The organism is Steroidobacter sp., assembly GCF_036402275.1.
In the GTDB taxonomy this organism is placed as follows: domain Bacteria; phylum Pseudomonadota; class Gammaproteobacteria; order Steroidobacterales; family Steroidobacteraceae; genus Steroidobacter.
This window is the reverse complement of the sequence record NZ_DASWTF010000018.1, coordinates 39,883-61,903: the sequence shown is the minus strand read 5'-3', so window position 1 is coordinate 61,903 and position 22,021 is coordinate 39,883. Positions and strand designations below refer to the sequence as shown.

24 protein-coding genes and 1 tRNA gene are annotated in these 22,021 nt (G+C 63.0%); 13 read left to right on the top strand and 12 right to left on the bottom strand.

From position 1 onward, the window contains the following. Positions 1–117 precede the first annotated feature (117 nt). From ftsX to ftsY, 3 genes are all read right to left on the bottom strand, one after another. Positions 118–1,032: a permease-like cell division protein FtsX gene (gene ftsX / locus VGD45_RS10010; protein ID WP_331155149.1), complete on the bottom strand. Its 915-nt coding sequence runs from the start codon at positions 1,030–1,032 to the stop codon at positions 118–120. Next, on the bottom strand, positions 1,029–1,763 hold the full coding sequence (gene ftsE / locus VGD45_RS10005) for a cell division ATP-binding protein FtsE (RefSeq protein ID WP_349263245.1): 735 nt from the start codon (positions 1,761–1,763) through the stop codon (positions 1,029–1,031). Before ftsE ends, ftsX begins: the two co-directional genes overlap by 4 nt. A gap of 185 nt (positions 1,764–1,948) precedes the next feature. Continuing rightward, positions 1,949–2,929, bottom strand: a complete 981-nt coding sequence (gene ftsY, locus VGD45_RS10000) for a signal recognition particle-docking protein FtsY (RefSeq protein ID WP_331155148.1) — start codon at positions 2,927–2,929, stop codon at positions 1,949–1,951. 98 nt (positions 2,930–3,027) lie between these two features. On the opposite strand from ftsY, the gene rsmD reads away from it, so the two are divergent. Genes rsmD through ggt form a run of 3 tightly spaced genes read left to right on the top strand, consistent with a single transcriptional unit; the run spans position 3,028 to position 5,891 of the window. Then, entirely contained in the window at positions 3,028–3,672 is a 645-nt protein-coding gene (gene rsmD, locus VGD45_RS09995) for a 16S rRNA (guanine(966)-N(2))-methyltransferase RsmD (RefSeq protein ID WP_331155147.1), read from the top strand. Then, positions 3,669–4,160, top strand: a complete 492-nt coding sequence (gene coaD, locus VGD45_RS09990; RefSeq protein ID WP_331155146.1) for a pantetheine-phosphate adenylyltransferase — start codon at positions 3,669–3,671, stop codon at positions 4,158–4,160. Before rsmD ends, coaD begins: the two co-directional genes overlap by 4 nt. 48 nt (positions 4,161–4,208) lie before the next feature. Continuing rightward, positions 4,209–5,891, top strand: a complete 1,683-nt coding sequence (gene ggt, locus VGD45_RS09985) for a gamma-glutamyltransferase (RefSeq protein WP_331155145.1) — start codon at positions 4,209–4,211, stop codon at positions 5,889–5,891. Positions 5,892–5,993: 102 nt separating this feature from the next. Here ggt and mutM read toward each other — a convergent pair whose 3' ends face one another. After that, on the bottom strand, positions 5,994–6,809 hold the full coding sequence (gene mutM / locus VGD45_RS09980) for a bifunctional DNA-formamidopyrimidine glycosylase/DNA-(apurinic or apyrimidinic site) lyase (protein ID WP_331155144.1): 816 nt from the start codon (positions 6,807–6,809) through the stop codon (positions 5,994–5,996). A gap of 191 nt (positions 6,810–7,000) precedes the next feature. On the opposite strand from mutM, the gene VGD45_RS09975 reads away from it, so the two are divergent. Then, the gene (locus tag VGD45_RS09975) at positions 7,001–8,179 is read left to right on the top strand and encodes a DesA family fatty acid desaturase (RefSeq protein ID WP_331155143.1); all 1,179 of its coding nucleotides are present in this window, start codon (positions 7,001–7,003) and stop codon (positions 8,177–8,179) included. Between the two features lie 137 nt (positions 8,180–8,316). Here the strand turns inward: VGD45_RS09975 and rpmG are convergent, their stop codons facing one another. From rpmG to radC, 3 genes are all read right to left on the bottom strand, one after another. Beyond that, positions 8,317–8,472: a 50S ribosomal protein L33 gene (gene rpmG, locus VGD45_RS09970; protein WP_129641833.1), complete on the bottom strand. Its 156-nt coding sequence runs from the start codon at positions 8,470–8,472 to the stop codon at positions 8,317–8,319. Positions 8,473–8,491: 19 nt separating this feature from the next. Beyond that, a complete protein-coding gene (gene rpmB / locus VGD45_RS09965; protein ID WP_331155142.1) occupies positions 8,492–8,728 on the bottom strand; it encodes a 50S ribosomal protein L28 in 237 nt (78 codons plus the stop codon). 163 nt (positions 8,729–8,891) lie between these two features. Further along, the gene (gene radC, locus VGD45_RS09960) at positions 8,892–9,566 is read right to left on the bottom strand and encodes a RadC family protein (RefSeq protein WP_331155141.1); all 675 of its coding nucleotides are present in this window, start codon (positions 9,564–9,566) and stop codon (positions 8,892–8,894) included. A gap of 221 nt (positions 9,567–9,787) precedes the next feature. On the opposite strand from radC, the gene VGD45_RS09955 reads away from it, so the two are divergent. The 3 genes from VGD45_RS09955 (at position 9,788) to dut (ending at position 12,294) form a co-directional block, all read left to right on the top strand. Continuing rightward, positions 9,788–10,411 carry a glutathione S-transferase family protein gene (locus VGD45_RS09955; protein WP_331155140.1) on the top strand — a complete coding sequence of 208 codons (624 nt, stop codon included), beginning with the start codon at positions 9,788–9,790 and terminating at the stop codon, positions 10,409–10,411. A 148-nt stretch (positions 10,412–10,559) separates the two neighbouring features. Then, on the top strand, positions 10,560–11,816 hold the full coding sequence (gene coaBC, locus VGD45_RS09950; RefSeq protein WP_331155139.1) for a bifunctional phosphopantothenoylcysteine decarboxylase/phosphopantothenate--cysteine ligase CoaBC: 1,257 nt from the start codon (positions 10,560–10,562) through the stop codon (positions 11,814–11,816). After that, entirely contained in the window at positions 11,806–12,294 is a 489-nt protein-coding gene (gene dut, locus VGD45_RS09945) for a dUTP diphosphatase (RefSeq protein ID WP_331155138.1), read from the top strand. Before coaBC ends, dut begins: the two co-directional genes overlap by 11 nt. 38 nt (positions 12,295–12,332) lie before the next feature. Here dut and VGD45_RS09940 read toward each other — a convergent pair whose 3' ends face one another. Next, positions 12,333–12,836 carry a hypothetical protein gene (locus VGD45_RS09940; RefSeq protein WP_331155137.1) on the bottom strand — a complete coding sequence of 168 codons (504 nt, stop codon included), beginning with the start codon at positions 12,834–12,836 and terminating at the stop codon, positions 12,333–12,335. Between the two features lie 231 nt (positions 12,837–13,067). After that, positions 13,068–13,694, bottom strand: coding sequence for an orotate phosphoribosyltransferase (gene pyrE, locus VGD45_RS09935; protein WP_331155136.1), 627 nt, complete (start codon positions 13,692–13,694; stop codon positions 13,068–13,070). Positions 13,695–13,830: 136 nt separating this feature from the next. On the opposite strand from pyrE, the gene VGD45_RS09930 reads away from it, so the two are divergent. Further along, complete coding sequence (locus VGD45_RS09930) at positions 13,831–15,111, top strand: AmpG family muropeptide MFS transporter (RefSeq protein ID WP_331155135.1); 1,281 nt, start codon at positions 13,831–13,833, stop codon at positions 15,109–15,111. Between the two features lie 41 nt (positions 15,112–15,152). Here VGD45_RS09930 and VGD45_RS09925 read toward each other — a convergent pair whose 3' ends face one another. The 3 genes from VGD45_RS09925 to VGD45_RS09915 form a co-directional block, all read right to left on the bottom strand. Next, positions 15,153–15,485 carry a DUF6763 family protein gene (locus VGD45_RS09925; RefSeq protein WP_331155134.1) on the bottom strand — a complete coding sequence of 111 codons (333 nt, stop codon included), beginning with the start codon at positions 15,483–15,485 and terminating at the stop codon, positions 15,153–15,155. A 259-nt stretch (positions 15,486–15,744) separates the two neighbouring features. Further along, on the bottom strand, positions 15,745–16,479 hold the full coding sequence (gene trmB, locus VGD45_RS09920) for a tRNA (guanosine(46)-N7)-methyltransferase TrmB (RefSeq protein ID WP_331155133.1): 735 nt from the start codon (positions 16,477–16,479) through the stop codon (positions 15,745–15,747). Continuing rightward, positions 16,476–17,375 carry a LysR family transcriptional regulator gene (locus VGD45_RS09915; RefSeq protein WP_331155132.1) on the bottom strand — a complete coding sequence of 300 codons (900 nt, stop codon included), beginning with the start codon at positions 17,373–17,375 and terminating at the stop codon, positions 16,476–16,478. Before VGD45_RS09915 ends, trmB begins: the two co-directional genes overlap by 4 nt. 126 nt (positions 17,376–17,501) lie before the next feature. Between VGD45_RS09915 and VGD45_RS09910 the strand changes: the two genes are divergently transcribed. The 5 genes from VGD45_RS09910 to VGD45_RS09890 all read left to right on the top strand — a co-directional run bounded on the left by VGD45_RS09910 (position 17,502) and on the right by VGD45_RS09890 (position 21,998). Further along, positions 17,502–17,577 (top strand) — tRNA-Gly (locus VGD45_RS09910). 99 nt (positions 17,578–17,676) lie between these two features. Next, entirely contained in the window at positions 17,677–19,509 is a 1,833-nt protein-coding gene (locus VGD45_RS09905) for a DUF885 domain-containing protein (RefSeq protein WP_331155131.1), read from the top strand. An 11-nt stretch (positions 19,510–19,520) separates the two neighbouring features. Beyond that, a complete protein-coding gene (xth, locus tag VGD45_RS09900; RefSeq protein ID WP_331155130.1) occupies positions 19,521–20,294 on the top strand; it encodes an exodeoxyribonuclease III in 774 nt (257 codons plus the stop codon). A gap of 124 nt (positions 20,295–20,418) precedes the next feature. Then, on the top strand, positions 20,419–20,970 hold the full coding sequence (locus VGD45_RS09895) for a sigma-70 family RNA polymerase sigma factor (protein ID WP_331155129.1): 552 nt from the start codon (positions 20,419–20,421) through the stop codon (positions 20,968–20,970). Beyond that, positions 20,967–21,998, top strand: coding sequence for a FecR family protein (locus VGD45_RS09890; protein ID WP_331155128.1), 1,032 nt, complete (start codon positions 20,967–20,969; stop codon positions 21,996–21,998). Before VGD45_RS09895 ends, VGD45_RS09890 begins: the two co-directional genes overlap by 4 nt. Positions 21,999–22,021: the final 23 nt, after the last annotated feature.

The following is a 22,021-nucleotide window of genomic DNA, read 5'->3' as shown; positions in this document are numbered from 1 at the left end:
TGTTCCTAACGGTTTGCCCCTAGCTAAACCGTTGATCTTGCTGACGTATTTTGCACCGCAGCCAGCCCGTGAACCTCAGTCACGAAAGCCGTGACCGAGCATGCCCAATGGGAACCGTCAGGTGGGCTCGATGGCCCGGAGATGGCGGCTGGCCGCGAGGTAAGACCCCAGCCAGCCCAGAACGATCCCGCTGCCGAGCAGGATCAGGGTGGCCTTGGGATCCAGGCCGCCGAGTTGGAAGGCGCTGCCGTACAGGCCGGCGAGTCGTCCGATGGGGTCCCGGAGAATGCCGGTCACCGCGAGAGTAATGATCCAGGCGGTGATGCCGCCGCCCAGCCCGTACCAGATGCCGTTGTACAGGAACGGCCGACGCACGAAGGCGTCGCTGCCGCCGACCAGCTTGGTCACTTCGATCTCGGCGCGGCGATTCTGAATGTCCAGACGGATGGTGTTGCCGACGATCACCATGACTCCGAGTGCGAGCAGAGCGGCCGCGACCACCAAGCCACGTCGCACAGTGTCGAGAATGGCATTGAGTCGGTTCACCCACGCCGTATCGAGCTGAACGACCTCGACCGACGGCATGCCCCGCAGGTCTGCGGCGAGGCTGTCGAGATTCGCCGCCGTCGTGAACTCGGCTGCTGGAGTCACGACCAGGGTATGCGGCAACGGATTGTCGTTCAGCGCATCGATCGCCGGGCCGAAACCCGAATCGCGTCGGAAATCTTTCAGCGCGGCGTCCGCGGTGATCAGCTCCACGTTGCCGACATCTCGACGCTTGCGGATGCGATCGGCGGTGCGCGTCGCCTCTTCGGCGGAGGTGGGGCGCTTCAGAAATACCGTCAGGTCCACCGCTCGATTCCAGTTCCCGGTCGCGTTCTGCGCATTGCTGATCAGCAAGTGCAGGCACGCCGGCAGAGCGAGCGCGATGCCGATGACCAGCACGGTCAGCAGCGTCGCGAGTTTCTGTTGTGACAGGCGCCCGAGCGAACCGATGGATGTTTGCGCATGCCGCGTCAGCCAGGCACTCATCGCATCGCTCCCTCGGAGCCGGTCATGAACTTGGCGGGATCGACGAGTTTTTCGCCATCGCTGACGCCGGCCGGGCTGTCGTCGACGATACGACCGCCTTCCAGTCGCACGCGACGCACGGGGAAATGCTCGAGCAGATACAAGTCGTGGCTCGCGACCAGCACCGTGACGCCGACTTCGTTGAAGCGGCGGAAGATGTTCATCACTTCGAGCGACAGCTCGGGATCGAGATTGCCGGTGGGCTCGTCGGCGATTAGCACCGGCGGCTTGCTCACCACCGCGCGCGCGATGCCGACACGTTGTTGCTCGCCCGTCGAGAGTTCCAGTGGCACGCTGTTCTCACGACCGAGCAAGCCCACCTGATCGAGCGCGGCGCGCACGCGTTTACCGATCTCCTTGGTGCCGATGCCCGCGATGATCAGCGGCAGCGCGACGTTGTCGAAGATGGTGCGATCGTGCAGCAGCTTGTGATCCTGAAACACCATGCCGATCTGCCGGCGGAAGGCGGGCACCTTGGAGCGCTTCACGCCGTTGACGTTCTGGCCGTTGACGATGAGCTGGCCGCGCGAGGGCCGCTCGATCAGCGAGATGAGCTTCAACAGGCTGGATTTGCCCGCGCCGGAATGACCGGTGAGAAACACGATCTCGCCGCTCTCGATCTCCAGGGAAAGATCGCTGAGCGCCTCGCGGCCATTGGGATAACGTTTGAAAACGTGGTCGAAGCGAATCATTCGGACGCGCTTGTTAGAAACAGCGACTCGGGCATCCTGCCACTCGCGCTGTGGCGCAGAGGTGAAAAGGCGCGGCTTTTCCCCCTGCGCTCGCCGCCTGCGGCGTCGGGCACATCCCTGTACCTGGGGTGGCACGTGTTGAGTTTCATGGTTCGTGAGTCGGTTCGCGGCCGATGGAAAACTTGTTAGTCACGTTTGAGCAGGGCATCGACGAACGCCGCGGCTTCGAAGCCGACGAAATCCTCGACGCTTTCGCCAACGCCCAGATAACGGATGGGCAGTTTCAATTCGCTGGCGATGGCGAACACGATGCCGCCCTTGGCGGTGCCGTCCAGCTTGGTGAGCACCACGCCCGTCACGCCCAGCGCTTCGTGAAACAGCTTGGCTTGCTGGAGCGCGTTCTGGCCCTGGCTTGCGTCGAGCACCAGTAACACTTCATGCGGCGCGCTCGGATCGATTCGACCCATCACGCGCTTCACCTTCTTGAGCTCGTCCATCAGGTTCGACTGGGTGTGCAGACGACCCGCGGTGTCCGCGATCAGCACGTCGAACTTGCGTGCCTGCGCGGACTGCAGAGCGTCGAATGCGACGGCCGCGGGATCCGCACCGGTGGCCTGCGCGACCACGGGAACGTCGTTGCGCTGACCCCATACCTGCAGCTGTTCGACCGCAGCGGCGCGGAATGTGTCGCCGGCGGCGAGCATCACTTTCATGTCGGCCGCTTTGATGATGCGCGCGAGCTTGCCGATGGTCGTGGTCTTGCCGGCGCCGTTGACGCCGACCACCAGCACGACGAACGGAATGTATTTGCTGTCGATCACCATCTGGCCCTGCACGGGCCGGACGATGTCCATGAGCTGCTCGCGTAGTGCGTCGAGCAAGGCGTCGAGATTGGCGAGCTCGTTGCGCGCCACTTTCTTACGCAGCGCCGTGAGAATGCGCTCGCTCGTCTCCACGCCCACGTCGGCGGTGATGAGGCGCATCTCGAGCTCTTCGAGCACGTTCTCGTCGATCTTGCCGCCCGGGATCAGGTTGGCCAGGTCGTAAGTCAGCCACGAGTCGCCCTTGTTCAACTTGGCGCGCAGGCGCTGGAACAGGTTGCCTTCGCTCGATTCGGCGGCAGGCGGCGGGGTCGGGGCGGGTGGCTTGTTCTTGAAACCGAACATTACGGGCGTTGGCTTGTTGGGATCGAGTACTTCGCGAGCGGAGCGCGCAATTCTAACAGCAACGGGGGCGCTCGCCGGCGGTATCATCCGCCGCGCGCATGGCCAGAGCTCCCAGCAATCGCCGCCCGGTCGGCAAATCCACCTCCTCATCCAGCTCCAGGGGGCTGCCCAACCGGCTGCGCATCGTGGGCGGGCGCTGGCGTGGCATGAAAATCGACATTCCCGACATCGCCGCGATCCGGCCGTCGCCGGATCGGGTCCGGGAGACGTTATTCAACTGGTTACAGTCGCCGATCGTCGGTGCTCGCTGCCTCGATCTATTCGCCGGCAGTGGCGCGCTGGGCATCGAAGCGCTGTCGCGAGGCGCGGCGGCGGTCACTTTCGTCGATCGGGAACCGCAGGTCGGGCGGCATCTGACCCAGACATTGCAGCGGTTGGGCGCTACCGGCGCGACGGTCAAGACCGAAGATTCGGTGCGCTTTCTGGAGCGCGAGCCCCAGCCGTTCGACGTGATCTTTCTCGATCCGCCGTTTGCTTCAACGCTGTTACAGACGGTGTTCGCCAGGTTGCCGCACGGCTGGCTGGCGCCTTCGGCGCATATTTACGTCGAGTGTCCGGCTGATACGCCGCTGCCACCGCTGTCAGCCGGCTGGACGGTGTATCGTTCCAAGCAGGCAGGGCAGGTCGGCTATCATCTGCTGCGCGCGACCACTGTTGCTTCCGCTGAAGAGGTTTTGCCATGACCGGCGCCATGTATCCCGGCACCTTCGATCCGATCACCAATGGCCACTACGACCTGGTGCGTCGGGCCGCCGGCATTTTCGATCGGGTCGTGGTCGCGATCGCGGCCAATCCGAATAAGGCGCCCCTGTTCACCCTCGATGAACGCGTCGAGCTCGCGCGCGAGGTGCTGCACGATATTCCCAATGTCGAGGTGACCGGTTATTCGGGCCTCACCGTCGAGTTCGCGCGTCAGCACGGCTTGAGCGTGGTGGTGCGCGGCCTGCGAGCGGTGTCCGATTTCGAGTTCGAGTTTCAGCTCGCCACCATGAGCCGGCATCTGTCGGATAAGGTGGACTATGTGTTCCTGACGCCCACGGAACAATTCAACTTCATCTCCTCGACGCTGGTCCGCGAAATCGCCAGCCTGGGCGGCAACGTCGCGCAGTTCGTGCATCCCAAGGTCGAGGCTGCCTTGCAACGCGCCTGGGCCAAGCGCCGAGCGCAATAGCCTTCCTTTGTTTGTCGCGCTCGTAACATAGCGAGCGCTCGAGATCCCATGAAAGTGATACCGCTGCTCCGCATCCGCGTTCTGATCGTCGCTTTGTTTGTATTGCCGCTGACGGCGCTTGCCGACCAGCCGCAACGGCCCGGTAAGGCGGGCATCGCGAGCGCGCATCAGCTGGCGAGCGAGGCGGGCATGGAGATTCTCCGTCAGGGCGGCAATGCTTTCGATGCAGCGGTGGCAGTGAGTGCGGCGCTCGCCGTGGTCGAGCCGAGCAGCTCGGGGCTCGGTGGTGGCGGCTTCTGGTTGTTACATCGCGCGTCGGATGGTTTTGAGACGATGGTGGATGCGCGTGAAGTCGCGCCGCGTGCCGCGACTCACGATATGTTTCTCGACGAGCAGGGGAATGTCGTCAAAGGTCGCTCCACTTCGACAGCGCTGGCGGCGGGCATTCCTGGCGAACCCGCGGGCTTCGAATATATTTCCAAGACTTACGGCAAGCTGCCGTTCAAGACGGTGCTTCAGCCGGCGATTCGCCTGGCGCGCGATGGCTTTCCACTCAACACGCGCTTGCGCGGTGGCATCGTGGCCAAGCGGGATACGTTCAATGCTGGTGCGGCGGCGAAAGTATTTTTGAACAAGGGTGAGGTGCCCGAGGTCGGGTACATCATCAAACAACCCGAACTCGCCAAGACGCTGACCGCGCTCGCCGAGCGCGGCGCTGATGGCTTCTACGAAGGACCGATCGCCAGACAGCTGGTCGACGGCGTGAAGAAAATGGGCGGCATTTGGTCGCTGCAGGATCTCGCCGACTATCAGGTCAAAGAGCGCAAGCCGGTGTACGGCGAATATCACGGCGCTCGCATCATCAGCGCGCCGCCGCCGTCTTCGGGCGGCATTGCCTTGATCGACGCGATGAACATTCTCTCCGGCTACGATCTGAAGAAGCTCGACAACGCGACGCGCGTGCATCTGGTAGTCGAGGCGGCGCGTCGTGTACATCGCGATCGCGCGCAGTATTTTGGCGATCCGGATTTTGTGACGATGCCGGTCGAGCAGTTGCTGAGTCCGTATTACGCGGCCGGTCAGCGCGCCTCGATTCGCATGGATCGCGCGACGCCCAGCGATACGTTGCCCGGTATCACCGCGCCGCCGCCCGGAACGCAGACCACGCACTTTTCCATCATCGACGCCGATGGCAATCGCGTCGCCGGCACCATGTCGATCAATTTCTTCTTCGGCTCTGGGTTGATGGTGCCCGGCGTCGGGATCCTGTTGAACAACGAAATGGACGATTTCGTCGCCAAGCCCGGCGTGCCCAACGGTTTTCGTCTGGTGGGCGCGGAGGCGAATTCCATCGCGCCAGGCAAGCGACCGCTGTCCAGCATGACGCCGACGTTCGTCGAGCGCCCGGACGGCGTGATGGTGCTCGGCACGCCCGGAGGGAGTTACATCATGGGCATGGTGTTGCTGGCCACGCTCGATTGGCTCCACGGTATGCCGACGGAAGAGCTGGTGAAGAAAGGTCGCTATCACCATCAATACATGCCCGACGTGCTCTCGTTCGAGCCCGGCGCGCTCAGCGAAGCCGAGCAGGCGACGCTGAAACAATACGGTCACAACCTTCGCGAATCCCGCCAGCCCGGCAACATGCAGATCGTGACGTGGGATTACAAAACCGGCGAAGTCAAAGCCGTCTCCGACCCTCGCGGCGTAGGTGTCGGCGTCGTGTATTGAGGTCGCGTCGACCTCGACGCCTTTCTGGCCCTTCATAGGCCGCGCCGAAGGCGCGGCCTAAATCAAATCTGAATGCGGCGTCCCGTCAGGGACGCAAGCCTCCTACTTCTGACACTGCGGACAAAAGTACGTCGACCGCTGTCCCTGCACGAAATGTTTGATCGGCGTCTTGCACACCCGGCACGGATCCTTGGTGCGCTCATACACGTACAGCTTCTGGCGAAAGTATCCCGGGTTGCCCTCGGGATTGATGTAGTCGCGCAGCGTCGTACCGCCCGCGCGAATCGCATCCCCGAGCACATCCTTGATCGCTTTCACCAACGCATCGAATTCGGGCCGCTTCAGCCGCCCCGCAGCGCGGCGCGGCCGCACGCCGGCTCGGAACAGCGCCTCGCTCGCGTAAATGTTGCCCACGCCAACGACGACCTGGCCATTCATGATCAGCTGCTTGATCGCGACACTGCGACCTTTGGCCGCGCGCGCCAGGTACTCGCCATCGAAATCCTCCGAGAGCGGCTCCGGCGCGAGCGATTTCAGTAGCTTGTGCTCTAACGGATCCCCGTCTGCCCACAGCAGACTGCCGAACCGCCGTGGATCGTTGAACCGCAGGCACAGGCCCGTATCCATGACGATGTCGACGTGATCGTGCATCGATGGCGGCGTACTGCTCGGGAGCACGCGCAAACTGCCCGACATACCGAGGTGCAGGATCATGCTGCCGCGCTCGAGATCGAACACCAGATACTTCGCGCGCCTGCGTAGCCGACACACGCGTTGGCCGGCAGCCAGTTCCGGCAACTGGCGCGGCACGCGCCAGCGCAAACGCGGCTCGCGCACGATCACTTTCTTGATGACATGTCCGACGACCGAGGACTCGATGCCGCGACGGGTGGTTTCGACTTCAGGCAGTTCAGGCATGACTTCTGTTCAATCGGTAGCCTCGTGGCTTCCGCCCATTGAAAGCGGCCGCTCCAGGTTCAAAGTAGGCCGCTGCAACGTCGCGGCTTAAGGGAACGGCTCATTTGTGGGGGCTTTCGGGCTCCGTTATAGTCGGCCGGCGACGATTTTTCCCTAATCCTATAAGTTTTTGCGTCCGTGCAGGGGCACCCGTGAACCTAGATTTTCTATACGGCGTCTTGAACCTGAGCTTCTGGGGCTACGTGCTGGTGACCTTCCTGTTGATCCAGGTCACTTTCATGGGCGTGACGTTGTACCTGCACCGGGACGCCACGCATCGCAGCCTCGACCTGCACCCGGCCTTGCGTCATTTCTTTCGTTTCTGGCTATGGATGACCTCCGGCATCATCACCAAGGAGTGGGTGGCCGTGCATCGCAAGCACCACGCCCGCTGCGAGACGCCGGAAGATCCGCACAGCCCGGTCATCGTCGGCTTGAAAAAGGTTTTGCTGGAAGGCGCCGAGCTCTATCAGGCGGCGGCGCGCGATCCGGAAGTGCGCGAGAAGTTCGGTCGCGGCACGCCTGACGACTGGATGGAGCGCAACGTCTATTCCAAGTATCGGAACATGGGCATCGTGCTGCTGATCGTCACCGATCTGGTGCTGTTCGGTATTCCCGGCATCATCATCATGGCGGCGCAGCTCATGGCCAACCCGTTGCTCGCCGCCGGCGTGGTCAATGGCCTCGGCCACTACTATGGCTATCGCAACTTCGAATGTGCGGACGCCGCCCGCAACGTGATGCCGTGGGGCTTCCTGCTGGCGGGCGAGGAACTGCACAACAATCATCATGCGTTCCCCAGCTCGGCGAAGTTCTCGGTACGGCGCTGGGAATTCGATATCGGCTGGCTCTACATCCGCATCTTCAAAGCGCTGGGCCTGGCTCGCGTTCTGCGCACGGCGCCGGAACCGATAAAGGTCGAGCCGCGCGTGCAGATCGATCTGGAAAATGTCCGCGCCGTGATCGTGAATCGCATGCACGTGCTGCGTGATTACACGCGCAATGTGACTTTGCCTGTCTTCAAGGAAGAGCTCCGCGCCGCTGGCGGCAAGCTGAGTGGCCGCGTTCGCAAGCTGCTGGTGCGTGAGCCGGGCTTACTGGATTCGAACGCCCGTTCACGATTGAGCGAAGTGCTGGCGTCCAACCAGACGCTCAAGACCGTGCACGAATTCCGCGAGCGCCTGGCGGTGATGTGGAGTGGCGCGAACATGAGCAACGAAAAGCTCATTCAGCACCTGAAGGAACTGATCGCCCAGGCCGAAGCCAGCCGTATCAAGGTGCTGCAGGACTTCGCCAACACTTTGCGCAGCTATTCCATGCAGCCTGCCTGATCTCCAGGCGTCGGCCTGACCGCCGACGGAAGAGCCCGCCGAAAGGCGGGCTTTTTATTTGAGCCCGGAAAAGCAAAAGGCCCACCGAAGTGGGCCTTTGAGCAGAAAAGCGGCCCGCCGCCAGCGGGCAAGCTCTCTTACTTGATCTTGGCTTCCTTGTAGGCCACGTGCTTGCGGGCCTTCGGGTCGAACTTGCGCACTTCCATCTTGTCCGGATGCAGGCGCTTGTTCTTGGTGGTGGTGTAGTAGTGGCCGGTGCCGGCCGTGGACACGAGCTTGATCTTTTCGCGCATGGCTTGAGGCTCCTACTCGTTAGACCGCGACGCCTTTGGCGCGCAGTTCGGCAACGACGGTCTCGATGCCCTTCTTTTCAATGGTGCGCAGGCCGCGGGTCGACACGCGCAGGCTGACGAAGCGGCGCTCGCTCTCGACCCAGAAACGCTGCACGTGCAGGTTGGGGAGGAAGCGGCGGCGACGCTTGTTGTTGGCGTGTGACACGGTGTTGCCGGTCATCGGCCCTTTGCCGGTGATCTGACAGACTCTGGACATGGCGGATTTCCTGGTTGGGGCGGCGCGGGCGCAAAGGTTCAATAACACATTGGGCACGCGGGCCGGGGGCCCGAAAACGAGTCGCGCTTTATACCAGCCGGCGGCGGCTTAGGGAAGTCGTCCGGGCCCCGAAAATGCCCGAAAGCGCCCAGTCGGTCCTTTTTTACAGCCAGCCACGCTCCACAAAGGACTCGCAGACCCCGTCGCCGACCACCAGATGGTCCAGCACCCGGATGTCCACCAGGGCCAGGGCATCCCTGAGCCGCACCGTAATTTTACGGTCCTCCGCGCTGGGTTCCGCGATTCCGGACGGGTGGTTATGCACCAGGATTAGCGCGGCGGCGTTCCGCGACAGGGCCAACCGAAGCACCTCCCGCGGATGAACGATCGCGCCGTCGATGGTGCCGCGGAACAGCTCCTCGAAGCCGATGACCCGAAAACGGCTGTCCAGCAGCAGGCAGCAAAACACTTCATACGGCAGGTCTCGCAGCCGGAATAGCACGAACTCGCGGGTTGCCTCCGGGTTCTGCAGGGCCGAGCCCACCTTCATCAGTTCTTGATAGTGTCGGCGCGTCAGCTCCAGCGCGGCCTGCAGCACCACGTATCGCGCCGTTCCGAAGCCGCGCGTCTTACAGACTTGCGCGCGATCGGCCGTGAGGAAGGTCCGCAGAGATCCGAAGTCGGCGAGCAGATCCCGCGCCAGATCCAGCGCGTTCCGCCCGCGCACTCCAGTGCCGAGGAGGATGGCGAGCAACTCAGCCTCGCTCAGGGCCGACGCACCCACCTTTAACAGTTTCTCCCTGGGCCGATCGCTTTCCGGCCAGTCGCGTATGGACATCCTTGTCTCCGGGGTGGCTGGGTCCATCACTCTGCGACTGGGCCGGGGCGGCTTCGAGGCAAATGCGGCTCGGTTTGTCGAGAAATGAGTGCTCTCCCGGCATCGGGCTTGGGTTATACGCCGAGCCCGGGCGCTTTGGAGCGGAGCTTGCGTTATATCGCCGGCGTGTCGGAGGGGGCGGGCCGCGGACGTCCTTTGAGCAATCTTGGAGGAGACGCGCAATGAAGCTGTACGAATTTGCTCCCACCCGCTCGATTCGGGCCCGCTGGACCTTGCAGGAGCTGGGTGTCGATTTCGAGGCGATCACGGTCAACTTGCTGGCCGGGCAAGGACAGACGCCCGAGTACCTCCGGCTCAATCCCGCCGGCAAGCTCCCGACGCTGGTGGACGGCGATGTCGTGCTGACGGAATCGGTGGCAATCGTCCTTTATCTCGCCGAGAAATATCCCGAGAAGCGCTTTGTGCCGACCGATCCGAAGTTGCGTGCCCAGCTCAATCGCTGGCTCCTGTTCACGGCGACGGAACTGGAACAGCCGCTGTGGCGCATTGCGCGGCACACGTTCCTTTATCCCGAGGAGCAGCGGAGCCCGGCGGACATCGAGATCGCCAGCCGCGAATTCCGGGAGATGGCGGCCGTCATGGAACAGCACATGCGCGGCCGCGAGTTCGTGGTTGGAGACCATGTGACGGTCGGCGATTTCGTGCTCGCCTACACCCTGGACTGGGGCAACGAAGTCCAACTGCTCGACCGGTGCCCGACGCTCCTTTCATATATGAAACGGATGTACGAACGGCCCAAGGCGCCAATGCGGATCGCGGCGGCCGCGGCAAGTATCGGGATGTGAGCGAAATGGCGGCCTGTTAGCGACGGAAGTAGCCTCTTTAGCGCCTAAGTTGCGCTGTGCAGGCGGGCGGAGACCCATTCCCGCGCGGAATGCCTGTATGCGCCGGCGAGGTTTGCCGGGCCCTCGGGCCGCCCCCATAATCTCGTCCATGAGCTCGCAGCCTCGCAAAATCGTTCTGGGTGTCACGGGCGGAATCGCGGCCTACAAGAGCCCGGATCTGGTGCGCCGCTTGATCGAGCAGGGCGCCGAAGTCCAGGTCGTCATGTCACGTGGCGCTCAGCAATTCGTCACGGCGCTGACCTTTCAGGCGGTGTCGGGCAAGCCGGTGCGCGACGATTTATGGGACGAGAGCGGCGAAGCGGCGATGGGTCACATCGAGCTCGCACGCTGGGCGGATGAGATTGTGATTGCTCCCGCCACGGCCGATTTCCTCGCGAAGCTCACGCATGGTTTCGCAGACGACCTGCTGACGACGCTGTGTCTCGCGACCACTGCGCCGATCACGGTGGCTCCCGCGATGAACCGTCAGATGTGGGCGAACCCCGCAACTCAAGCCAACGTACGCACATTGAAAGAGCGCGGCGTGCGAGTGCTCGGCCCTGCGAGTGGCGAACAAGCATGCGGTGAAGTTGGTGTGGGTCGCATGCTCGAACCGACGCAGATCGCCGCTGAGATTTTCACCACGCGCGGCGGCGCTGGCCCGCTGCAAGGTTTGAAGGTCGTGGTCACGGCCGGTCCGACGCGGGAGAAGATCGATCCGGTGCGATTCATCAGCAATCGCAGCTCGGGCAAGATGGGTTATGCCGTCGCCGAAGCCGCTCGCGAAGCGGGCGCGACCGTCGTGCTCGTGAGCGGTCCAGTGCAAATTCCCACGCCTCGCGGCGTCGACCGCGTCGACGTGGAAAGCGCCGAACAAATGTTGAGCGCGGTTCAAAGTAACGTCGTCGGCGCGGATATTTTCATCGCGGCCGCGGCGGTCTCCGATTATCGCTGTCGAGAAATCGCATGCGAGAAGATCAAGAAAACCAGCGACACATTGAATCTCGCGCTGGCGCGCGCACCGGACGTACTGGCCACGGTATCTCGCGGTGAGTCGCGTCCCTTCCTCGTCGGCTTCGCGGCCGAGACCGAGCACGTGGAGCGCAACGCGCTGATCAAGCTCACCAACAAGAACCTCGACATGATCGCCGCCAACAAAGTCGGCGACGGGCTGGCGTTCGACAAGGACGAGAACGCGCTCACCGTCTACTGGCAAGGCGGCAAACAGGAATTGTCGATGACCAGCAAAGCCGCTCTGGCGCGCCAGCTGGTCGAGCTGATCGCGCAGCGTTATCGCGCGCGCGGCGCTCAGCCAACAGAAACGCAAACTCCAGCTGCCACGCCCACGTTAGCTCATGCCCGCTGATGGAATGTCCGGCGCCGATACGCGCCGTCGCCTGCAGATTCGTGTGCTCGATGCTCGCATCGGTCGCGACTATCCCTTGCCGCAATATGCGACGTCAGGTTCCGCGGGTGTGGACCTGCGCGCCTGCATCGACGCGCCGCTGGAGTTGAAGCCCGGCGATACGCAGCTCATTCCTTCGGGCATCGCGATTTATCTGCAGGATCCTGCGTACGCAGCCATCGTGCTGCCGCGCTCGGGTCTCGGTCACAAGCACGGCATCGTGCTCGGCAATCTGGTCGGGTTGATCGACTCGGATTACCAGGGGCAGATCTTTGTTTCGTGCTGGAACCGCGGGCAGAGCACGTTCGCCATTCAACCCGGCGAGCGCATCGCGCAGCTGGTGGTGGTGCCGGTGGTGCAGGTGGAGTTCGACGTGGTAAATGAGTTCGCCGCGACCGAGCGCGGCGCGGGCGGCTTCGGCAGCTCCGGCCGAGGCTAACGTGTTTATCTGGTCGAAAGCGGCCGAGGCCCTTTCGACTATTTGATTCCCTTCAGTTCCTTGAACCGCTTGATGTCGGCCGTGAAGGTCGACTTCACGTCGGCCTGCTCGGCCAGGTTCTTCTCCAGCGACGCTTCATAGACCTGCAGACTCTTCACCGTGTTGACCATGTCCTCGGCGAGGTGGTCGGGCAGGGCTGGCGCGTTCGGCTTGTTGCTGTAAGGTTTGAAGCGCGCGACTTGCGATTCGAGACGGCTTTGCCGTTCCCGCATGTTCGCGATGGTCAGCTCGGTTACGCGGCGTTGGGCGACCAGCAGCTCGATGCGTTGATCGCGCAGCCGCTCGATATCGGCCACGTTCTCGTAAGTCTCGATCAGCATGCGATCGCGCTGTTCGCGTTCCTGGCGCTGCCTGCGTTCCTTGGCTTCGGCGACTTCGCGTGAGATCCGGGCGGCGCGTGTCTGATCGCCCTCGATGACCCGGAGCACCATGCCGTGACCGTTGAGCACTTCGGTGTCCTGGCCCTGACAGCCAGACGGCATGCTGTCGCCGTACAGGGATTGTCCCTTGACGTCCCTGCAGCGGAAGTACGCCTCGTCGGAGGCGTTGCTTTTGTTCTTGCTTTGCGCGGCAAGCACAGCGCCCGATGCAAATGTCGCAGCGACGATTGTCAGTATGCGAATCACGCGCATCGGTGTGCAATTTTCCCCTGAGGTGAGTGGTCGTATTCTGCCGTAAGGCGTCCGTGTGACGTCAACTTTGGACACTTTTGGTCACACGCCATATTCGTTGCGATAACGCTCGATTGCCGCCAGTTGCGCCGCGTCCCCGGATTGCCGCAGGTAGTCGATGAGATCCGCCAGTCGCAGGATGCTGGTCACGGGGAGCTGCAATGTTTGTTCCACTTCCTGGACCGCCGACAGCCGGCTCTGCCCGCGCTCTTGCCGGTCCAAAGCGAGAATGACGCCCACCGGCGTGGCTCCGGCCCCGCGAATGATGTCGGTGGCTTCGCGAATCGCGGTCCCGGCCGTGATCACGTCGTCGACGATCAGCACCCGGCCCCGCAGCGGCGCGCCGACGATGTTGCCGCCTTCCCCGTGATCCTTCGCCTCCTTGCGATTGAATGCCCAAGGCACATCGCGGCCATGCCGGTCTGCGAGCGCCACTGCTGTCGTGGCCACCAGCGGAATCCCTTTGTAGGCCGGGCCGAAGATCACATCGAACTGAACGCCGGCGCCCGCGACCGCCTGCGCATAGGCGCGGCCCAGTTCGGCCAGCGCCCGCCCCGAGTTGAACAGGCCCGCGTTGAAAAAGTACGGGCTGACGCGGCCCGATTTGAGCTTGAACTCGCCGAAGCGCAGCACGCCGAGCTGCAGGCACAGGTCGATGAAGGCACGCATGTCACAAACGCTGAATGAGGGAACGCGGCGATGGTAGTCGATTTCTGCTCGACTTCGGACCAGATTCGGCCTGATTTCGCGCGATCCGAGCTCGCAGGCGCGGCCATGGGCCAAGCCTTCTCTATAATCGGCCGCCATGAGCACAGTGGCAGCGAGCACGACCCAGGCGACTCCGGCGCAGAAACCGCGGTGGCGCGACATTCTGGCCAGTCCGAAGATGGTCGCCATCATGGTGTTGGGCGCGGCCTCGGGCTTTCCCAATCAGATCACCGAGAGCGCGTTGCAGGCCTGGCTGAAGGACAGCGGGGCGACCAACACCACCATCGGCATTCTTTCGTACGTGGCGCTGCCTTATTTGTTCAAGTTCCTCTGGGCGCCCGCCATCGATCGTTTTCCGTTGCCGCTGCTCGGTCGTCGACGAGGTTGGATCGCGCTGACGCAGTTGGCCCTCGCGGTGGCGATTGGCCTGTTCGCGTTGCAAAACCCTGCGGTCTCGCTCACACCCATCGCCATATGCGCCGTGGCGATCGTGTTTTTCTCGGCGACGCAGGACATCGCGTTCGACGCCTATCGTACCGACGTGGCGCAGCCGAATGAGCGTGGCCTGGCGGCGGCAGCCAATAACCTGGGTTATAGAACGTCGGCCTGGCTGGCCTCGGCGTTCGCACTGGTGGTAGCGGATTTTCTCGGCTGGAAGCCCGCGTTTCTAATTCTTGCCGCGGTCATGGCGGCGTTCTGTATCGCTACGTTGCTCGCGCCCGAACCCCACTATGAGCATCAGCCGCCGCGCACGCTGACAGAGTCTTTGGTGGTGCCGTTGCAAGAGCTGCTTGGCTCCCCGAGCGCCATCGCCTTCATCGCGCTGGTGATCCTGTTCAAGGTCGGCGACGCCTTCGCGCTACGGCTGTTCACGCCGTTCATGATGGATGTGGGGTTCAGCAAAACTGAGATCGCGCTGGTATTGAAGGCGCTGTTCACCGCGAGCGCCATCGTCGGCGCGATTCTCGGCGGCGTGCTGATGGTGCGCATGGGCCTGTTGAATTCGATGCTGATTTTCGGAGCGATGCAGGCCGCGTCCAACTTCCTGTACTACGCGTTGGCCCTGACAGGCAAAAGCTGGCCGCTGATGATCGCGGCCGTGAGCATCGATAACGTCGCCGGCGCCATGGGCAACATCGCATCGGTCGCGCTGATCATGGCGTTGTGCGACGTGCGCTACAGCGCCTTTCAATATGCGCTGCTGTCGGCGCTCGCGCTGACGCCACGATATGTGCTCGGCGGCCCCGCTGGGTGGCTGGCCGATACGGCGGGCTGGGATATGTACTACGTGGTCAGCGTGCTGCTGGCCACGCCGGGCCTGCTGCTGGTGTGGTTCATGCGGAACAAGATCAGGGAGCTGGATCGGCCGCGCGCCTGATCGGAATAAGAAACAAACGAGAGAACAGTCGCGACGAAAGGTTATAAATCCCGAGGCGAAGGCCACTCGGAATAACCGGACGCTTCGGAACGATCCAGGCTCATCAGTGGATCGACCCAGGCGCTGGCCGTGGCGATCTCCCGCTCCGATTCGTAGTCCTCGGGCTCGACGTCCACCGAGCCGGTCCAGTCCTCCGGCGCCTGCGCTTCTTCGAAATCCTGTTCTTCCCAAGATTCCAGGTCGAACTCTTCCAGGGTGCCGTCGAAATGCTGGACTTCCACAGTGCCGTCGTCACGATCGACCGCGACTACTTCAAACAGGGCGCCGTTGAAGCGGCGATACCAATCACCCACGACCGGGCTCGGCGAAGTCATTGACCATCCTCCAGCAGGAGAGAGGGAGCAGTCCTTGCAGGCGGCATCCTTGCGTCAAAAGAAAGCGCGTGACATCGAGCTTTCTTTTAGTCCTGCGCCGCGCTGGATTCAAGTAGGATTTTTTCTGCAAGGCGTCAAGTCGCACGCTCCAAATACGCTATGAATTCACCCTCACAACGTGTGTTAATTTCATTTTGCCGGTGGTGCCGAAGGAGCAACGTGAATTTTTTTCTGCCAATTCTCGAATGTGACTTTTCTGTCACGAAGCGGCGAGGTCGCGTGCGATTCTTCGATAGCTCAAATCCCAAACGCCGTGTCCGAGCCGCTGGCCGCGGCGTTCGAATCGGGTCAAGGGACGTTCTTGGTTGCGGGCGGTGAAGCCCGTGTCCGGCGCGTCGTTCGCGAACGACGGCGAGGCGTCGAGGACTTCGCGCATTTGCAGGGCGTAATGTTCCCAGTCCGTCGCCAGTCGTAGCGTGCCGCCCACGGCCAGCACGCGCGCCAGCAGCTCCACGAACTCGGGTTGAATCAGGCGCCGCTTGTGATGGCGTTTCTTGTGCCAGGGGTCGGGAAAGAAAATATGAATCAGCTGGATGGAGCCGGGCGCCAGCTGTTGTTGTAACACCTCGACGGCGTCGTGGCAGATGACGCGAAGATTTTGCAATCCGGCCGTGTCCGCGCCCAGCAACAGATGACCGACGCCGGGTTTGTGAACTTCCACGCCGATACAATCCAGCTCCGGATGCGCCTGGGAAAAAGCCAGCAGCGCTTCGCCCGCGCCGAAGCCGATCTCGAGCATGCGCGGGGCGCGCCGGCCGAACAGCCGATCGAGATCGAGTGGCTGCGCGCTGAATTCCACGCCGTAGCGCGGCCACAATTCATCCAATGCGCGTTGTTGGGCCACGGTCGCGCGGCCACCTCGAATCACAAAACTGCGCACCGTGCGGCGTGAGGGCCCGCTGGAGATGGAGTCGCTAGGACGGTCTTCGGTCATTTCTTCAACTGGGACTGCAGATGGTCGTAAAGCAATTTGGCAGCGGAGTGCAGCGGCGCCCCGGTGCGAATACAAAGAAACAATTGCCGTTGCGCCCAGGCATCGGTCAGCGGCACCGAAGCCAGCGACAACGAGCGGATATACACAGTCGTGGCGGCTCGCGGCACGATGCTCACGCCCAGCCCGGCCGCGACCATCGCGCAGGCCGCGTCGAAGCTGGTGACCTGGACGCGCCAGTTCAGCGATCGATCCGACTCCATGGCCGCGCGTGTGAGCAATCGATGCAAGGAGCTGCCCGCGTGCAGACCGACGAAGGGCTCGTCGATCAGTTCCGAGAATGACAGCGAGTCGCGCCCGGCCAGCGGATGGTCCGGCTTCAACACCACCACCAGATCGTCATTGCGAAACGGCACGGTGCTCAACCCGTCGATGACCGGCAGCTCGCTGACGATGCCCAAGTCGGCCGAGTTGTCCGCGACCGCGGTGGCGATGGCGGAGCTGACGTGCTCTTCGAGATGAACGTGAATGTCGGGATGCTGACTGGCGAACGAGGCCAGGGCGTGTGGCAGAAACTCCACGATAGCCGAAATGTTTGCAAACATTCGTACGTAGCCGCGAGCGCCACTGGCGTGTCGGCGCATCTCGTCGTCCAGCTGGGCCGCCTGATGCAGCAGCACGCGAGCTCTTGCCAGCAGCGCATGGCCGGCCGCCGTCAGCTCCACCCCTTTCGCTCCGCGCAGCAACAGCGCGCCGCCAAGGTTGTCTTCCAGGTCCGAGATCCGCTTGCTGACCGCCGAGGCAACGGTATGCGACCGCTCGGCGGCGCGGGCAATGCTGCCGGCGTCCGCCACGGCCACGAACAGTTCGAGGTCACGTAAATCGAATCGGAGAGCCACGGACGATAGGGCGGGATGGAGCGGAGGATGGGCCAGTATAGCCCGGCGTGCACCCCGGTTGCGGCTGGCCCCCCGGGCGACATCGTCATTGGCAATTGTCCGGCGGTTGCCTAGAATCGGCCGGGCGCGGGTGTAGCTCAGTTGGTAGAGCACAAGTTTCCCAAACTTGAGGTCGCGGGTTCGAGACCCGTCGCCCGCTCCAATTCCGGCCCGTCGGGCGCGACTCCCTAACTCGCCTCGCCATGTCCGGCAGCGTTGCTCGCCGCCGCGTCCGACCTTTTGTCAGGAGGATTGCCGTCCGATGTCCGCCAGCCGTCGCGATTTCATTGTGGGAACAGGCGCCGCGCTCGCCGTCGCCAATCTGCCGGCCCTGGCCCAGACCAGCGGCAAGGCGGCCGGCGCCGACAAGGCGACGGAAACCCTGCTCGCGGAGCTGGCCGAAGAGCTGATGGTCGACTATCCCGAGAGCGCCACGGGCTTGGGCATCGATACCGGCGCGCGCGCCGCGCTCAAATCGAAGTTGACCGACCGCTCGGCGGACGGCCAGCGTGCGATCGCGCAGCGGATCGCGAAACGTTTGCAACGCTTGAAGGCCATCGATACCTCGACGCTCGGCGAGGCGGCTCGTATCGATGTGGACGTCATGCGCACTGCGCATGAGTTCGCCGCCGAAGGCTTCAAGTTTCCTTATGGCGATGTTTCCACGCTCAATCAGAACTGGTCGTATCGGAACGCGCCTTACGTCGTCGCGCAGAACACCGGCGCATTCCTCGAAATTCCGAGCATGCTCGATTCGCGTCACACGGTTGAGACGCGGGCCGATGCGGACGCCTATCTGTCACGTCTGGAAGCCTATGCAGGGCAGCTCGATGGTGAGACCGGGCGGCTGCGAGCCGCGGCTGCTCAGGGTGTGATCGCGCCGGATTTCCTGCTCGACAAGACGCTCAATCAGCTGCGCATGGCTCGCAGCGGTAACGTGGCCGATTGGTCGCTGGTCACTTCCCTGGCGCAGCGGACCAAGGACATGCAAGGCGATTACGCCGGCAAGGCGGCGAAGATTGCGAAGGACAAAGTCGCGCCCGCGCTCGAGCGCCAGCTCACCGAGTTGGAAGCTCATCGCAAACGCGCGACCAGTGACGCAGGCGTTTGGAAGCTGCCGCGTGGTGACGAGTACTACGCATGGGCGCTGAGCGCGGCCACGACGACGCGCATGACCCCGGATCAGATTCACGAGCTTGGCCAGCAAGAGCTGCGGGCTCTGCAGTCCGAGATGGACGGCATTCTCAAGGCGCAGGGCATGACCCAAGGAACGGTGGGCGAGCGCATGACCGCGCTCGGCAAGCAAGCGCGCTTTCAATTCCCAGACAACGATGAAGGCCGCGCTCAGATCATGGCGCTGCTCAACGATCGGGTGAAAGACATTCGCACCCGATTGCCGCGCGCGTTCGCGACGCTCGTGCCAGGCAATCTCGAGATCAAGCGCATGGCGCCCGAGGTTGAGCCAGGCGCGCCGGGTGCGTATGGCGGCGCCGGCACGATCGACGGCAAAGTGCCGGGCAAGTTCTGGATCAACCTGCACACCACCAAACTGTGGACGACTTACGCGTTGCCGACGCTGACATATCACGAGTCCATCCCGGGCCACGTGTGGCAGGGCGAATATACATTCAAGCTGCCGTTGTTCCGTTCCTTGCTGGCATTCAATGCGTTCGCCGAAGGTTGGGCGCTGTACTCGGAGCAACTCGCCTCCGAGCTGGGCGTTTACGACAACGATCCGTTCGGTCGGCTGGGTTACCTGCAATCCATCGCCTTCCGCGCCTGCCGCCTGGTCGTCGACACTGGGCTGCACGCCAAGCGCTGGACGCGGCAGCAGGCCATCGAATGGTTTGCGCGCACCAACGGCTCGGGCATCGAAGAGGTCACCAGCGAAGTGGATCGTTACTGCGCGTGGCCGGGCCAGGCGTGCGGCTACAAGGTCGGACACAGCGAGATCAACCGTCTGCGCAAGAAGGCGCAGCAGGCGCTCGGCAACAAGTTCGACTTCCGCAAATTCAACGACGCGGTGGTGATGGGCGGTGACGTGCCGATGGTGGTGCTGGCGCGGAACATCGACGCCTTCATCGCGCGCGGCTGACGAGACAACTCATGCGGATCGCGACTTACAACGTAAACAGCATCCACGCGCGCTTGCCCAGCCTGGTGCGCTGGCTGCAGGAAACATCGCCCGACGTGGCTTGCCTGCAGGAATTGAAAACGCCGTCCGAAAAATTTCCCGAAGCTGCGATCCGCGAGCTCGGCTACGGCGTGATCTGGCACGGGCAGAAGAGTTACAACGGCGTCGCCATTCTCACCAAGGGCTGCGAACCCACCGAGATCAGGCGCGCGCTGCCCGGCGATCCCGAGGATCTGCACAGCCGCTACATCGAGGCAGTGGTTCGTGACGTGATCGTCGGATGTTTGTATTTGCCGAATGGCAATCCGGCGCCCGGCGAAAAGTTCGACTACAAGCTGCGCTGGCTGGAGCGGCTGCGAGTGCATGCCGCCGAGCTGGTGGGCAGCAGCAATGCCGTGGTGCTGGCGGGCGATTACAACGTCATTCCTACCGGCAACGACGTTTACAAGCCCGAGCGCTGGGTGGACGACGCGTTGTTTCGTGTCGAGACGCGCGAGGCGTTCGGGCGCATCGTCGAGCAGGGTTGGGTCGACGCGATTCGATATCTGCATCCGGACGCGACCATCTACACCTTCTGGGATTACTTCCGGAATGCGTACGGACGCGATGCCGGACTTCGCATCGATCACCTGTTGTTGAACGCGCCCGCAGCCAAGCGGCTCAAGGCGGGTGGCGTCGATCGCGACGTGCGCGGTTGGGAAAAACCCAGCGATCACGCGCCGACCTGGATCGAGCTGGAAGACTGAGGTCGCGAGCTCGGGCCACATAACATCGCGACTGGTCCATCTCGGGGGGGCCAGGGCTTGCGAGGCGGCCGATCCCAGCACTAAGCTCGGGCGAACTCCCGCCTGAAACCTGCCGCTGGTGTCGATGTTTCGTTGGCGCAAACAAGTTGCCTCGTCCGTGCCGGTCGCGCCCGCGACCGATGCCGGCGATTTTCTGGTGCATCTGGATCGGCGTTATCGCCGGCCGTTGACCAGTTACTTCGAAAAGCGCATCCGGGAAAGCTACGACATCGACGACCTGGTGCAGGAAGTCTTCATCCGCCTGGCGCATCGGCCCAACTTCGACGACATCGAGTATCTGGAAGGTTATGTCTTCCAGACGGCCGCGAACGTCATCCGCGATCGGGTGCGGCGCCGGGCCGTGCGGCATGCTGCCGACCACGACCCCCTGGAAAATTGTGAGCTGCCCACTAACGATTTTTCGCCGGAGCGCGTCTTACAGGGCAGGCAGTTGCTCGATCGGGCGCTCGGGGCCTTGCTCGAGCTGCCGGCGCGCACCCGTCATGTGTTCGTGTTGCGTCTGTACGAAGGTATGAAACAGGAGGAGATCGCGGCCAGCCTGCAGATCAGCGTCGAGAGCGTTCGATTCCATTTGCGGCGTGCCAAGGAGCACATGGCGCGAGGACTGGAAAAATGAGCATGGAACCGCTGCAAGACATCTACGCCGCGGCCGCGGACTGGCATGGTCGTCTCGATGAGGACGACTCCGCCCGTACGCGCGCGGAGTTCGATGCCTGGCTCGCGGCCGATCCGCGCAACAGGGCGGCGTTCGAAGCCGTTGAGCAGACGTGGTCGTCGTTGGCGGCCGCGCGAGTGGATGACCGCGTCTTGAAGTTGCGGCGTGAAGCGCTGAGCGCCACGCATCGGTTGCGCTTCTTCAAAGTCGCGACGGCTGCGGCTGTTGTCGGCGTTGCCGTGGCGATCGCCTACGCCGTTGCCCCGATGTTTCGCGACAGTCCGGTCTCGCCTGCAAGCATGATCACGCGTGCTGCCACCGAAGGAGGGGCATTCCGTACGGCCATCGGCGAGCGCTCCAATATCACCTTGTCGGATGGCTCTTCAGTGGTGTTGAACACTAACAGCCGTATCGAAGTGCGCTTCACGCCCGAGCAGCGCAGTGTTCGCTTGCTCGCCGGGCAGGCGTGGTTCCAAGTCGCGAAGAATCCGAGCCGGCCGTTCGTAGTCGAAGCAGGCGATCGGCGCGTGACCGCGCTAGGCACCGCTTTCGACGTCCGACTGAACGGTCACGACTCCGTGCAAGTCACGCTCGCGGAAGGCAAGGTTTCCGTCGAACCGATTCTTTCGCCGCTGGCTCGATTGATCAATCCACCGCCGGTTCCCGAGCTGCTGATTGCCGGTGAGGCGCTGATCGTCTCGGACGACGCGCCCGTCGAAAAGCGTAAGGCCGACGTGAGCAAAGTGGTGAGCTGGCGGCAAGGCCAGGTGGTGTTCGACAACGACACGCTCGAAGCGGCGGTGGCCGAGATCAACCGCTATTCGTCGAAGCGCATCGAGCTCGCCGATCCGGCGCTGGGACAGCTGCGCGTCAGCGGGGTGTTCAAAGCAGGGCACAGCGACAGCTTCGTCGAGACGGTCACCGGTCACTATCCACTACAGATCGCGAGCCGGGATGAGTCTCGCATTCTGCTGACGGCGGGTGAGTAATCGGGATTCGAATCGCCTTAACA